General features: G+C 59.0%; 14 protein-coding genes and 1 rRNA gene. 9 read left to right on the plus strand and 6 right to left on the minus strand.

Features of this window, described 5'->3' with window-relative positions; translation table 11 throughout:
• A 16S ribosomal RNA gene (locus ACE3NW_RS09305) occupies positions 1 to 113 on the minus strand; the annotation flags it as partial.
• A gap of 239 nt (positions 114 to 352) precedes the next feature.
• Here ACE3NW_RS09305 and ACE3NW_RS09310 point away from each other — a divergent pair.
• The 3 genes from ACE3NW_RS09310 (at position 353) to ACE3NW_RS09320 (ending at position 3,315) form a co-directional block, all read left to right on the plus strand.
• Positions 353 to 532: a hypothetical protein gene (locus tag ACE3NW_RS09310; RefSeq protein WP_374282688.1), complete on the plus strand. Its 180-nt coding sequence runs from the start codon at positions 353 to 355 to the stop codon at positions 530 to 532.
• Positions 533 to 832: 300 nt separating this feature from the next.
• A complete protein-coding gene (locus ACE3NW_RS09315) occupies positions 833 to 1,261 on the plus strand; it encodes an ArsR/SmtB family transcription factor (RefSeq protein WP_374282690.1) in 429 nt (142 codons plus the stop codon).
• A gap of 14 nt (positions 1,262 to 1,275) precedes the next feature.
• Positions 1,276 to 3,315, plus strand: coding sequence for a heavy metal translocating P-type ATPase (locus ACE3NW_RS09320; protein WP_374282692.1), 2,040 nt, complete (start codon positions 1,276 to 1,278; stop codon positions 3,313 to 3,315).
• An 85-nt stretch (positions 3,316 to 3,400) separates the two neighbouring features.
• Here ACE3NW_RS09320 and ACE3NW_RS09325 read toward each other — a convergent pair whose 3' ends face one another.
• The 4 genes from ACE3NW_RS09325 to moaA all read right to left on the minus strand — a co-directional run bounded on the left by ACE3NW_RS09325 (position 3,401) and on the right by moaA (position 6,728).
• Positions 3,401 to 3,778 (minus strand): ACT domain-containing protein, encoded by a 378-nt coding sequence (locus ACE3NW_RS09325; RefSeq protein WP_374282693.1) that lies wholly within the window; start codon positions 3,776 to 3,778, stop codon positions 3,401 to 3,403.
• Positions 3,779 to 3,845: 67 nt separating this feature from the next.
• On the minus strand, positions 3,846 to 4,847 hold the full coding sequence (gene ruvB, locus ACE3NW_RS09330) for a Holliday junction branch migration DNA helicase RuvB (protein ID WP_374282695.1): 1,002 nt from the start codon (positions 4,845 to 4,847) through the stop codon (positions 3,846 to 3,848).
• Positions 4,847 to 5,458, minus strand: coding sequence for a Holliday junction branch migration protein RuvA (ruvA, locus tag ACE3NW_RS09335; RefSeq protein ID WP_374282698.1), 612 nt, complete (start codon positions 5,456 to 5,458; stop codon positions 4,847 to 4,849). The genes ruvB and ruvA overlap by 1 nt, the downstream gene beginning before the upstream one ends.
• Positions 5,459 to 5,648: 190 nt before the next feature.
• Positions 5,649 to 6,728: a GTP 3',8-cyclase MoaA gene (gene moaA / locus ACE3NW_RS09340; protein WP_374282700.1), complete on the minus strand. Its 1,080-nt coding sequence runs from the start codon at positions 6,726 to 6,728 to the stop codon at positions 5,649 to 5,651.
• On the opposite strand from moaA, the gene ACE3NW_RS09345 reads away from it, so the two are divergent.
• Positions 6,727 to 7,005, plus strand: a complete 279-nt coding sequence (locus ACE3NW_RS09345) for a DUF5334 family protein (protein WP_374282702.1) — start codon at positions 6,727 to 6,729, stop codon at positions 7,003 to 7,005. The genes moaA and ACE3NW_RS09345 overlap by 2 nt on opposite strands.
• Before the next feature lie 105 nt (positions 7,006 to 7,110).
• Here the strand turns inward: ACE3NW_RS09345 and ACE3NW_RS09350 are convergent, their stop codons facing one another.
• Entirely contained in the window at positions 7,111 to 7,647 is a 537-nt protein-coding gene (locus ACE3NW_RS09350; protein ID WP_374282784.1) for a hypothetical protein, read from the minus strand.
• A 424-nt stretch (positions 7,648 to 8,071) separates the two neighbouring features.
• Here ACE3NW_RS09350 and ACE3NW_RS09355 point away from each other — a divergent pair, with 424 nt between their 5' ends.
• The 5 genes from ACE3NW_RS09355 (at position 8,072) to ACE3NW_RS09375 (ending at position 13,019) form a co-directional block, all read left to right on the plus strand.
• A complete protein-coding gene (locus tag ACE3NW_RS09355) occupies positions 8,072 to 8,446 on the plus strand; it encodes a hypothetical protein (RefSeq protein WP_374282704.1) in 375 nt (124 codons plus the stop codon).
• A gap of 8 nt (positions 8,447 to 8,454) precedes the next feature.
• The gene (miaB, locus tag ACE3NW_RS09360; protein ID WP_374282706.1) at positions 8,455 to 9,810 is read left to right on the plus strand and encodes a tRNA (N6-isopentenyl adenosine(37)-C2)-methylthiotransferase MiaB; all 1,356 of its coding nucleotides are present in this window, start codon (positions 8,455 to 8,457) and stop codon (positions 9,808 to 9,810) included.
• Positions 9,804 to 10,418, plus strand: coding sequence for a bifunctional nuclease family protein (locus ACE3NW_RS09365; RefSeq protein ID WP_374282708.1), 615 nt, complete (start codon positions 9,804 to 9,806; stop codon positions 10,416 to 10,418). The genes miaB and ACE3NW_RS09365 overlap by 7 nt, the downstream gene beginning before the upstream one ends.
• 305 nt (positions 10,419 to 10,723) lie before the next feature.
• The gene (locus ACE3NW_RS09370) at positions 10,724 to 11,137 is read left to right on the plus strand and encodes a hypothetical protein (RefSeq protein WP_374282709.1); all 414 of its coding nucleotides are present in this window, start codon (positions 10,724 to 10,726) and stop codon (positions 11,135 to 11,137) included.
• A gap of 229 nt (positions 11,138 to 11,366) precedes the next feature.
• Positions 11,367 to 13,019 carry a histidine kinase gene (locus tag ACE3NW_RS09375; protein ID WP_374282711.1) on the plus strand — a complete coding sequence of 551 codons (1,653 nt, stop codon included), beginning with the start codon at positions 11,367 to 11,369 and terminating at the stop codon, positions 13,017 to 13,019.
• Positions 13,020 to 13,174 lie beyond the last annotated feature (155 nt).

Genomic DNA, 13,174 nt, shown 5'->3' on the forward strand with positions numbered 1-13,174 from the left:
TTACTCACCCGTGCGCCACTTTACTCAGGACCGAAGTCCCTTTCGCGTTCGACTTGCATGTGTTAAGCACGCCGCCAGCGTTCAATCTGAGCCAGAATCAAACTCTCCAGTTCAAATCTGTACAAGACTCCTGCTTTCGCAGAAATCGGAATCTCAAAGACTTTCTTCCCACTCGCTATTCACTTGTCAATGAACCACTTTGGCCTCTTGGGCCCGCCGATGCGGCTCGTTGCCGCTCAGCGCGAGGAACGTTTATGTTCCCTTTCGTTTCTCAAGTCAACAACTTTTTTCGTTTCGCGAAAGTTTTTCGCGGCGACCGTCAGTCGTTTTTCTCAAGGCGCGAGGAGCGTTTATGCTCCAGCTTGCTTTCGAAGTCAACAACTTTTTTCCGTTTCGTGAAACTCTTTGTTTCACCGTGGAGCCAGCTGCTTTTCTTCAATCGCGAGGAGCGGTTATGCTCCCCTTCGCTTCAAGTGTCAATCACTTTTTTGCAATCGGCCAAATCGCCGTGCGCAATGTGACAATCCCGTGACGCGAGAAAAGCACTCTAAGCAAACCCACTCGCCGTGTCAACAGAAAAACCAAATTTCGCCAAATCATCTCCCCAATGCCCGCCAGACGCCGTTTTTCCCCCTTCTGCACCCCCCCCCTCCCTCCCTGGTGAAAGGCCACCTATAAATGCAAACTCGCGCCTTCGCCTACGCACCGAACATGAGCACTCCATATATTTCGTTATATGGCGAAATATGCTTGACAGCTGCCCTTTTCACTTCCTATATTTCGCCATACAGCGAATTGGAAAAGACATCCACCTCCAGCGCAGGACAAACGCATGCTAACATATGTTTCAATAATTCGGTCACTTGGCGATGAAAATCGCCTCAGAATCCTCATGGCCCTACGCCATCGCCCCCTGTGTGTGTGCGAGATAACCACTCTTTTGGGCCTTGCAGCGTCCACCACATCCAAGCATCTGTTCATTTTGCGGCAGGCCCGCTTGATTGAAAGCATCAAAAATGGCCGTTGGGTTTATTACCGCCTGCCCGCAGACCCTGCGGCCTGCGTGCGCGACGCGCTTGCACTCACCATGCGTGAGCTGGCCGATTGCCCGCAGATTGTGCAAGACGATGCAACCCTGCCGGGCATTTCGCACAACGCCAATATTCACGATTTTTTCAAGCAAAAGCACATTCCTGTCCCCGCTGACCAGCCAGATGGCAGCGACGAAGACACGGCAGAACTGCCCGGCAACACGCAGTAAAAACAGGAGTTTTTATGGATACCACGAAACCGGTTCTTGCGCAGGGCACAGCGTGTTGTGATTCATGCCAGCCCGCTGCATCCCAAATTGACGATTGCGATCACAACCATGCCTGTGCCTGCTGCTGCGACCACAGCCACGAGCATGGACACGAGCACGAGCCAGCCGAGATGCGCCGCGAAGTGATAAAGATGGGGATTTCTGCCCTGCTTTTTGCCATCGGCATGATCGCCGATGACCGCCTAGCCGCCTACATGCCCGCATGGCTGGTCATAGCCATATTCTACGCACTGCCATATATATTGTGTGGTTACGAAGTATTGAGTGTCGGCTTCAAAAGCATCTTGAAAGGTGATTTTTTCAACGAATTCACCTTAATGGGCGGCGCAACCATAGCGGCCATTGCTCTTGGTCAGTTGCCAGAGGCTGTGGGCGTCATGCTCTTTTATTGTGTGGGCGAATTTGTACAGGAGCGCGCCGCTGGCCGCTCGCGCCGTTCCATCAAGGCACTGCTTGCTGCCCGCCCCAGTATTGCCCACGAGATGCTGCCAGACGGAAGTACCCGCGATGTGGAGCCGGATGTTCTTGGCCCCGGCAGTCATATTCTCGTGCGCCCCGGTGAAAAGATCCCGCTGGACGGATTGGTGCTTGAAGGCGATTCGCAGGTGGACACCTCGCCCCTCACGGGCGAATCAGTGCCGCAACGCATTGCCCCCGGCAGCCGGGTGCTGGCCGGGACAATCAACCTCAACGCCGCCCTGCGAGTAGAAGTTACCGCAGCCTTTGCCGAATCTTCCATTGCGCGCATTCTGGAGATGGTGGAAAACGCCGTGGCCCGCAAGGCCCCCACAGAGCGCTTTATCACCCGCATGGCCCGGTGGTATACACCGGCTGTTACCGGCATTGCCCTGATGGTGGCTGTGCTGCCGCCATTGTTCGGCCTTGGCCCTTTCTCGCAATGGATATACCGCGCTCTGGTGCTGCTGGTCATTTCCTGCCCTTGCGCCCTGCTCATATCCATTCCACTCGGCTATTTTGGCGGTATCGGCGCGGCTTCGCGCCGGGGCATACTCATCAAGGGCGGGGCGGTGCTCGACAATCTGCGCGACATCCGCGTTGCGGCTCTGGATAAAACAGGAACCCTCACCGAGGGGGTTTTTGAAGTAAACGCCGTGTTGCCTGCCCCCGGAATTTCTGAAACACAGCTGCTGGCCGACGCCGCGCTGGCAGAGAGCCGCTCAAACCACCCCATTGCACGGTCTGTGCTGCGCGCTGCGCAAAATCGGGGCATTGCCGCAGAAGGAGCTTCCCTTACCAGCATGGAAGAAGTGCCGGGCATGGGTGTGGTTGCCACCGCCGCCACGGCTGGCCTCGCCAATTCTGCCCCAGCCGAGTTGCTGGCTGGCAATGCCACCCTGCTGCAAAGCCGTGGGCTCACCCCCCTGGCAGTAGATCTGCCCGGCAGCGTGGTACACGTTGCCAGAGGCGGCAAGGTTCTTGGCGCACTGGTGGTGGCCGACCGCCTCAAGCCGCAGTCGCCGCAGGCCATCGAAGCTCTGCGCCACCTTGGCGTGCAGCATATTGCCATGCTTACGGGCGACAGAGAGGAGCAGGCACGGCCCGTGGCCCAGCAGCTCAAGCTTGATTCGCTGCGTGCGGGCCTGCTGCCCGAAGACAAAGCCGGGGCGCTCGAAGCTCTTGGCCCGGTCAAAAACACCATTTTTGTGGGCGATGGCATCAATGATGCCCCTGTGCTGGCCACAGCCGGGGTTGGCGTGGCCATGGGCGGCCTGGGGGCCGAGGCTGCCATTGAAACAGCCGATGTGGTTATTTTGGACGACAACCCGGCACGCCTGCCAGAGCTTTTGCGCATAGCGCGGCGCACCCGAGCCATTGTGTGGCAAAATATTGTTATGGCGCTGGGCATCAAGGGGCTGTTCATGGCCCTTGGCATCGTGGGCCTCTCCGGCCTGTGGGAAGCTGTTTTTGCAGATGTGGGCGTGGCGCTTATGGCCGTGCTTAATGCGGCCCGCGCTGGCAAGGTGGATAACTAGCCAAATCAAACGGGGGAAGAAGCCAGCACTTCTTCCCCCGCAGTATATAATAGATAGGCTGCTGGCAGATACCTGCCAGCCCGGCTCAGCGAAACGGGGTTTCGATACTGTAGCCGCCCGCCTCCAGCGCGGTTTGCGCCAGACCAAGATTTTCGGCCTTTACCAATATATAGTCCGTATCAAAGGTGGACACCGCAAATATGCTGATGCCCGCCCTGGCCAGCACGGTCGATATGCCCGCCATCACGCCGGTAAGGCCAAAGTCCATGCTTTCGGCCACGCGCAGGGCGCGCCAGCCATCCTCGCGGGCAAGGGTTGCGTGGGGCACATCCACAGTCAGACAAACCACCGAAATTTCGGCATCGGTCTTGCCCACAAACAGCCACGGCACGTTAAAATTGACGGCACGCAGGTTTTCGACCTTGCAAACGCTGAACTTACCTTCAATTACCTGTAACCGCATGCTTTCTCCGCCTGTTTATTCTGTCTGTTAACCCCGTGCGGGCAAATGGGCCGTGCAGAACATACACCTAAGAAAGCAGCATTTTCAAGTGCCGATACGCCAAAGCCGTTGCCATGCGCCCCCTGGGCGTGCGCTTTAAAAAACCGCACTGGATGAGGTAGGGCTCATAAATATCTTCGATGGTGCGCACTTCTTCCGAGCAGGCGACCGCCAGGGTTTTGATGCCCACCGGCCCGCCGTCATAATGTTTTATAAGCACTTCCAGCAGCTTGCGGTCCATCTGATCAAGCCCCAGCTCGTCCACGTCCATGCGCTTCAACGCTGCCGAAGCCTGCTCGCCGGTAACCATGCCATCGCCGTGTACCAGCGCAAAATCACGCACACGGCGCAGCAGCCGGTTGGCAATGCGGGGCGTGCCGCGAGAACGGCGGCCGATTTCGGTAGCACCGTCAGATGTCACCTCCACCCCCAGAATGCGCGCCGTGCGCTGCACCACGCGGGCCAGATCGTCGGGGGTGTAGTATTCAAGCCGCGCCACAATGCCAAATCGGTCGCGCAAGGGCGAAGATATCAGCCCCATGCGCGTGGTTGCCCCCACGAGGGTAAAGGGCTCAAGGTCGATCTTTACCGTGCGCGCCGCCGGCCCCTGCCCGATCACAAGATCAAGCTTGAAATCTTCCATGGCCGGGTACAGCACTTCTTCAACGGCAATGGGCATGCGGTGGATTTCATCCACAAAAAGGATGTCGTGCCGGTTGAGATTGGTGAGGATGGCGGCAAGATCACCGCTGCGTTCAAGCACTGGCCCCGATGTACAAACAAGGTTGACGCCCAGCTCGGAGGCCATGATCTGCGCCAGCGTGGTTTTGCCAAGACCAGGGTTGCCGTAAAAAAGCGTGTGGTCCAGGGCCTTTCCACGCTCGCGCGCCGCCCCCAGATACACGCGCAGATTGGCGCGCAGTTCGTCCTGCCCGATAAAATCGTCAAGGCTGCGCGGGCGGACACTTTCGTCAACGCCCGTGCCGCAGTCTGTGGCGCAGGCAAAGTCCTGATTGGTAGGGTCAGACATCAGGCCTTACCCCTGGCAAGCGCCTTGAGGGCGGCCCGCAGTGCGCCGGTAACGTCAAGATCGGGCTCTTCATGCAGCAGTTTTTTGACCAGCGGCGCGCATTCGTCCGGCTCGTAGCCAAGATTGCCAAGACCGTCCAGCACATCGCGGAACACAGAACCGGGCCGCGCGCCAGAGCTCAGCACCGCCGCCTGCGGCACATCCTCGACCTTGAGCTTGTACTTGAGTTCCAGAAAAACATGCTCGGCGGTTTTTTTGCCAATGCCCGAAACACGGGTAAGGGCCAGCACGTCATCCTCCAGCACCACGCGGCGCAGGTCGTCGGGGCGAAATATGGAAAGGATGCCCAGGGCCGTGCGTGCGCCCACCTTGGAGATGGAAACCAGCACCTCAAAGGTCTGGCGTTCTTCAAACGTGGCAAAACCAAAAAGCTCCAGCGCGTCTTCGCGCACGGCTAGGCTTGTGTACAGGGCCAGAGGCTCGCCCCTGCCGGGCAGGGCGGCCAGCGTGTGCGCGGGCAGGGCCACTTCGTACCCCACGCCTCCCTGGGTGACCACAAGACAGGCATTGCCCCATATTTCGGCCAGTCGGCCCTCAAGATAGGCGATCATGGAATCCTTGCAAAAAGTAAAGGTTGCTACCTCAAAAGCACAGACTGCTCAGGAGCATAATCTGAAAGGCGGCGGGTTTCAAATGGCGTTTGCCGGGCGCGGCACAGCGGAATCTCAGCCCACAGAGCACCAGCGCACCGGGGCACGGCGAGAGGCAGCATCCCCACTGCCAACGCCCACAGCGGCGTGGCTAACCGCCAATGCCCACCATGTGTTTGTCTGCCACGGCAGCGCCCTTTTTGCGGGCCTTGAGCAGATCAGCGCCAATGGGCTTGCCCACGCAGGCCAGGCGTACCACGTGGGCAAGCTGGGCATCGTCAAAGCGGGGGCTGCGCAAAATGCCGCGCAGATGATATTCCCTGTCATCAAAAAGACAGGTGCGCAGATTGCCGTCGCTGGTGAGGCGCAGCCGGTTGCACGTACCACAAAAATGACACGAAACAGCGGTGATGAACCCCAGCCGCCCCTTGCCGCCGCGCACGGCAAACATTTTTGCGGGGCCAGCCTCTGCGCTGCTGTCCTGCACAGGGTCTAGCTGCACGCGGCGCTCGGCCTCTGCGCGAATATCGGCCGATGCCCAGAAGGTTTCGGGCCCCCAAAGCGTGCCGCTGCCCATGGGCATAAATTCGATAAAACGCAGATCAACAGGCATGGTGCGCACCGCATGCACAAAATCGTCCATCTGGCCATCGTTGACCCCGCGCATGGCCACGGCGTTGATCTTGACACGGATGCCCGCCCGCAGCAGGCCATCCAGCGAGGCAAGCACCGCTGGCAGCATGTCGCGCCCTGTCACCCTGGCAAAGGTATCGCGGTCAAAACTGTCGAGAGAAAGATTTACAGCGCTGACACCCACCGAACGCAGCAGGGGAATATGCGGCTCAAGCAGGGTTCCGTTGGTAGTGAGGCGCAGATCAAGTGCGGGATAGCGCGAGTGCAGCTGGTGCAAAAGGTCGTCGCAGCCCTTGCGGGCAAAGGGTTCGCCGCCGGTAAGCCGCACCTTTGAAACGCCCAGCGAGGCCATCATGCCCACAAGGCGCACCATTTCTTCATACCGCAGCACCTTGGGGTGGGGTATGAACTTTTGGTTTATTTCGCTGCGGCAGTATGCGCAACGCAGATTGCAACGGTCTGTGACCGAAAGCCGCAAATAGCGCACCACGCGGCCATGCGCATCACACAAGGGGCCAGAGCTTTCAACTGCCCGCAATTCATTGCCCGAAGCCGCACAGTTGCCAAGAGGAGCAAATGGATTTACACATGTTTGCATGAAACACCTGCTATTCGGAGCCGCCCTGCTGGGCAGCCTTTGCATGACCATACCCGCTCTGGCCTGGGACGGTTTTGACGCCGATTCCGCCGACCTTGTAGAAGTCATCCCCGACCGTGTTCCCTCAAAGGGAGATACCGTGGATGTACGCATCTACGACAAGGATGCCACAGAAACCTGCCTGGTGGAATCGGTGGCCCGCAATGCCCGCACTGTGGAGCTTGTGGTGCGCACGCCTGCCGGGGTTACACGCACCCTTGTGATGGAAGGCCGCTAGCGTCTGCCGACCAAGATTTTTATGCGGTCTTTGCCTGCGCCCGCAACCGGCAGCCCGCAAACAAAGACCGCTAGGGCATTCAAAAACAGCCGCCCGCGCAAACTTCTAGTTTTCGCCCGCCTCTGGTTCGTGGCCCGGCAAAAGAATGCTGGGGCTTTCTGTCTGGCCCTGCCCCTTGGGGCACTGTGACTGCAAGTGGCATATTTCGCATCCGCCCTTGAAGGGATAGTGCGTTACCACGGCATAGCGGCGTGTGAGCGTGCCAAAGGCTTCGCGGTATTCAATATCCAGCGAGGCCAGCGCCTCGCGCAGGGTTTGGGTGGGGCGCGGAGAAGGCGCACAGCCCGCGTCTTCCACCTGCGGCAAGGCTTCCTGCACGGCGGCCATGCACATGAACTGGGCAAGGTTGTTGATCATAAAACCGTCAGAGGCCGATTTGCCCCAGGCTTCATCCACCTGGTTTTCCACTTGTTCCGGCAGCCACACGACCAGATACGAAATTTTGCCAGCCACAATCTCTTGCACCTTCAACTGCGGCAGCCATTCGCCCCACAGACCCACAAGGCGTTCAAGAACAGCACCGCCGAGGCGTGTTTCCTTGCTCATGGACATGAAGGCTTCGAGATCAAAATAGGGCTGCATTTCATGCTGCCGGATTTCATACGCTTTGCTGCTTGCCTCGCTCACTTGCTCTCCTTGGGTGCTCATTGCCTGATTTGCCCGTGCGCTGGCGCGCCTGGCCGTGCTTATGAGCCGCAGCAGATATTCTATCCATGCAATGGGCATCGTCAAGAGCATGTTTGCCGCAGCAAGGCTGTTGCATGGCCGCCAGAGCGGGGCGGGCAGTGACTTTTACACCCTGCGGCCCATTTTTTCAGCTTTTTTTGCTGCTGTGCCCACGGGCAAACCAGGCACCGCGCCCGGCCCCTTTGTGCGGTTGCTCACATTGCCTTTACTTGGCAGGGGCTCTTTTTTATCATATGCAATTGCCGCACAACTGATGTCGCTGCAACCGGGGCCTCAGCCTGCGGCCAGGCCCCGATACCACACACCACAAGGATGCCGCATGAACAAGCCCAGTGACCACCCCGCAAAGATCCGCTATAAATATCAGATGGATGCAAGCGCAAGACTGCAAACAGCCCACGGTGTTTGGGGCGGTATAAACCCGCAGGGCGAAATTGAGATGAACTTTTATCACGAAAGTGACGCCCTGCCCGCCTTTTCCGAGCAGCTGGTGGCTCCCGACGGCTCCATCGGCCACGAAATGACACCCGGCGAACTGGACACGCGCGAGGTAAACCGCTGCATCCACAGCCGCATACTGCTCAACTACCACACGGCCCGCGCCGTGCTTGACTGGCTTGAAGACCGCGTGGCCGCCCTTGAAGAAGAAGGCGCGCCCGGCATGTACGATGCAGACCTGGACATAGAGCAATAACAACGATCATGATTGAAAAAACGTACCATATCATCACTTTTGGCTGTCAGATGAACGTGCACGACTCCCACTGGCTGGGGCGTGCCCTTGGCGCGCGCGGTTTTTTGGAAGCGCCGCTTGAAGAAGCGCAGGTGGTGGTGGTCAATACCTGTTCTGTACGCGAAAAGCCCGAACAAAAGGTTATGAGCACACTTGGGCGCATCCGTCAGGTTACGGGCGGCAACGCCGCAGTACTGGTGTGCGTGGCTGGCTGCGTGGCCCAGCAGCTTGGCGAGAGCATTTTTGAAAAAGAAAGCCAGGTACGCCTTGTGGCGGGCAGCGATGGCATCGGCAATGCCCCGCAGGCCATCGAACGCCTGCTCGAAAACCCGGCGCAGCGCCTCTCGCTGCTCGATTTTACCAGCCAGTATGTGGAGCGCGAGGCCACAACCGAACCCGGTGTGGTCAACGGAGCCGTGGCCTACGCCAACATCATGCAGGGATGCGACAATTTTTGCGCGTACTGCATTGTGCCCTTTACCCGTGGCCGCCAAAAATCACGCAGCAGCACGGCCATTATTGACGAATGCAAGGCCCTGCTCGACAACGGCGCGCGCGAAATCACCCTGCTGGGGCAAAACGTCAATGCCTTTGGGCAGGACAAAAGCGGCGACGGCACAAGCTTTGCCGCGCTGCTGCACAAGGTGGCGGCCCTGCCGGGGCTGGAACGCCTGCGCTACGTAACCCCGCATCCCAAGGATATGGGGCCAGAAGACATTGCCGCATTTGCGGAATTGCCCCAGCTGTGCCCCCGGCTGCATCTGCCCATGCAGGCCGGGTCAGATGCTGTGCTTGCCCGCATGAAGCGCCGTTACGACAGTGCGGCCTTTCTTGACCTGGTGGAACGCCTGCGTGCGGCACGGCCAGATCTGGCCCTTTCCACCGATCTTATCGTGGGCTTTCCCGGCGAGACAGAGCAGGATTTTCAGGATACCCTGCACATGATGCGCGCCAGCAACTTCATGTCCAGCTTTTCGTTCTGCTATTCCGACAGGCCGGGAACACGGGCCTCGCTGTTCCCCGACAAAATTCCCGCCGAGGTTGCGCAGGACAGGCTGTTGCGCCTTCAGGCGCTACAGGATGAACTGGGCGCGCGCTGGTTGCAGCAGCGGGTTGGCGACGAAACAACCCTGCTCATTGAAAACCGCAGCCCCAAGGAAGGCCAGGGGCCGGAACCCAGCTGGCAGGGACGCGACCCTCACGGTGCGCCTGTGCATGTTGAGCTGCCCCATCAGGCAGAGCACACGGGCCGTCTGGTGCGGGTGCGCATTACCCAGGCCAAGAAACACAGCCTCATGGCCCAACGACTGGGGGAACCATGGTAGAAATGCGCGTTTTCGGCCTCACCATAGACCCGCAAAGCAAAACCCCCATTGTGGTGCTGCGCGAGGCCAGCGGCGATGCCGTGCTGCCCCTGTGGGTAGGCGCCATGGAGGCCATGGCCATATCGCTGGTGCTCAACAACGAGAGCCTGCCCCGCCCGCTCACGCACGATCTTTTTCTCATGACGCTCAAGGCCTTCAAGGCCGAGCTGCGGCGTGTGGAAATCAACGATCTGCGCGAGGGTACGTACTATGCCGTGCTGGTGCTCTCTGGCCCGGAGGGCAGAACCCGCATAGACTGCCGCCCCTCGGACGCCATAGCCCTTGCCATGCGCGCCGCCGCCCCCATTCTGGTGGAAGAGGAAGTGCTGCGCCTCTCGGCTGAGGAACAAAAAAGAACAGAACAGGGCGCAGAGCTTGAAGTAAGCACCCCAGTACCAGACGCGGCCACTGATATGGTACGCCGCGTTGGCGCCCGCAAGGAGGCCGACATGCTGAGCGGTGCGCTGCTGCGTAACGGCGAATTGCCCACGTCGCTTTCTGCGGATGAAGAAACCCGATATCGTGATCTGCTCCGCTCTCTTGACCCAATTTCGCGGCGCAAAATGTAGCCCCCTGCAACACACTGTTTTTATTGAAGACGGCAATTATTTACCTTTGTCGATTCATTTTTGACTCCACCCGTTTCCCGTGCTTCTGCATTATTGCGGCAGGCCGTTTATCCCCCCCTTTTTTGGCTCAAAAGCCTTGCGCGGCCCCGCTGCGGGCAGAGTCTACAGATAATCTAAAAATTTTTGCCCGCCGCAACAATCCGAAAGCACAGATAATTTTTTCAAAACTGCGCCAGCAGCGGCTTTTCGTCCCCTAAAGATATACTGTCGGGCTCCGATATAGAGCATCAATGGGGAAGTGAACCATGCTGCACTATCGTCTTTTTAAAGAAATCAACGATCTTTTCGCCTCTGGCCGAGACGAACAGGCCCGCCGTCTGCTCATGGAAGTGCAGTCGCGCAGCATAGCCCTGCACGACGAGGTAAACCTGTTGCAGACCCGCCTGAAGACTCTTGAGGAAGCCATGCGGCTTTCGTGCAATCTGTTTCGGCGCAACGGGCTATACTGGCTCAAGGCGCAGGACATAAATCTTGGGCCTTTTTGCCCGCACTGCTACGACCACGAGGGCGGTCTTATCCGTCTTGAACGCAGCAAGGGCTCGCTGCACTGTCCATACTGCCACACGGTTATTGCCCGTCCTTCACACTTTGACGATGCAGACTTTGAGAATACGGGCGAGGCCACGCCGCGCGCCCGCATCATTCCCTTTGCCAACTAGCGTTCGCCCGCACCAGGGAGCGTGCCAGCCCGGCAACCAACTATGAAAATACGCAACATTGTCATGAAAGTATTGTGGGTTACGCCCATCTTGTAACGACGATTTCAAAAATTTGCAGCGCAGTTTTCTTGCGCATGCCACCGCCAGGGGATATAGTCATTTTTACGGAAGGCCCTGCCCGCCCCATTGCACCAGCGGGTTTCAACTGGCCTGCCTGGCAAGGACACGCATGACCCGCCCACGTCAGATACATGTTCTGCTTCTTAGCGAGAGCGAATCTATGGCTGCTCTCGACAGGCGCGCCCTGCGCGAAGTGGGAGCAGACCGCATAGAAGGTCTTACCTCTGGCGTGGCGGCAGCCCGTATTCTGGCCGGTCTCGACGAACCCCCAGCCGCATTTCAGCCCGATGTCGTAGTGTGTTCGCAACGCCTTTCAGACATGGAAGGCGAGCAGTTTTGCGCCATTTTGCGCCTGCATCCCATGCTTCTGGACATGCCGGTTCTGCTCATCTTGCCGCACGACAGCGAGGTGGAGCAGCTCCGCACGCTTGGCTGCGGGGCCAGTGCCCTTTTGGCGCGCCCCTACTCCATAGACCAGCTCAAAGCCCACCTTGATTTTCTGGTTTCCACGCGCCCCACCCTTGACGATCTGGACAAGGCGGGCCAGCTTAACAGCACCAGAGCCTTTGACGACGCCCTTGCTACCTACGGTATTCTGCTCAAGCCCATACGCCAGCCCGAAGATTATTTTCGCGTGGGCATGCAGTGCCTTGAGCAGCGCAAATGGAACAGCGCCATCAATGCCTTTCAGCGGGCCATGCGCGGCGCGCTTATTCAGGGCAAGGCAGAGCTTGGCATGGCCGCCGCCTGGAAGGGCAAGGGCGACATGGTGCGCTACCGGTATTATCTTTCGCAGGCTGCCGCCACCTTTGTGCGCGCACGGCAATGGAACCGCGCGCGGGCAGTCTATGGCCGCATGTTGCAGGAAGACCCCAACGCGCGCAGCCCCTTTTTGTCCGAAGCCTTGCAGCAGATGCGTCAGGGCAACTACGATCATGCCGCTGGCATTCTTGCGCAGGGGTACGAAATTACCCCAAGGCAGCAAATTACCGAACGCATGGCCCAGATTTGCCTGGCAGCCGACACCTCTGCCGAAATGCTTGCGAATATGGAAGCCTGCCTGGAACAGGCCATGGGTGCAGACGCCCAGGCCCTGAGCGCCGAAATACGCACCACGCTGGAGAATCTGGCCCAGGAGGCCGAGGCGAAAAAGATTGAGGACGCGGCAGAACGCCAGTGGCGCACCGGCAGGCAAAACGCCCGCGCGCGTGAAGATTCTGAAACTGGTGTTGCGGATAATGCCGACGATTCATTGGCCCAGATGGGGTCTGCCACCGCAGGCCAGCCCACCGCAGCGGCTGTGGGCCGTGCGCCGAGAGTGGGAATGCGCCAGCGTGGGCAGGTGGGCATTGCCCTGGCCGACGACGAATACGACGACCAGCCCTCACAGCAGGGGGCGGCAGCCCGGTCGGGCACATTGCGTGCCGGTCAGGGGGCCACTGCACCTGTCATATCCCTTTGGGGTGAACAGGAAGGCCCGACCTCTGCACCGCAATCGGGCCAGCTTTCGGGCCAGGCGTCTGGGCAATCATCGGGCCTGGCATCTGGCCAACCATCTGGCCAGGCAGGGCAAACCGCCAAGTCCGGGCGCACTGGCGAAGGCGGTTCGCAAAAAATCACCCCGGTGGGCACGTCCATTCCGCCGCTGCTCGACCCCCTCGCGCGGGGCAAGAGCGCAGGCGGCCCCTTTGGGGGCAAGAGCAGCCTCGGCGACATTTTGTCCATAGTCAAATTCACGTGGAAGCAGGCCTTCCGCAAATAAGACAGAAGGCCAGCCACGCCGCGTTTTTCACATCGCGTCCTGGCTTTGATTTTCGGTCGCAACAGCCGCCCAACGGCAAAATCTGTGAGCCAGGGCCTTTTTTACGCAGCACATGTGCCGTTCAGGTATCAGGCAGCGTAAAAAAGGCCCTTTAT

It is taken from the genome of Desulfovibrio sp. (assembly GCF_041907885.1).
In the GTDB taxonomy this organism is placed as follows: Bacteria; Desulfobacterota; Desulfovibrionia; order Desulfovibrionales; family Desulfovibrionaceae; genus Desulfovibrio.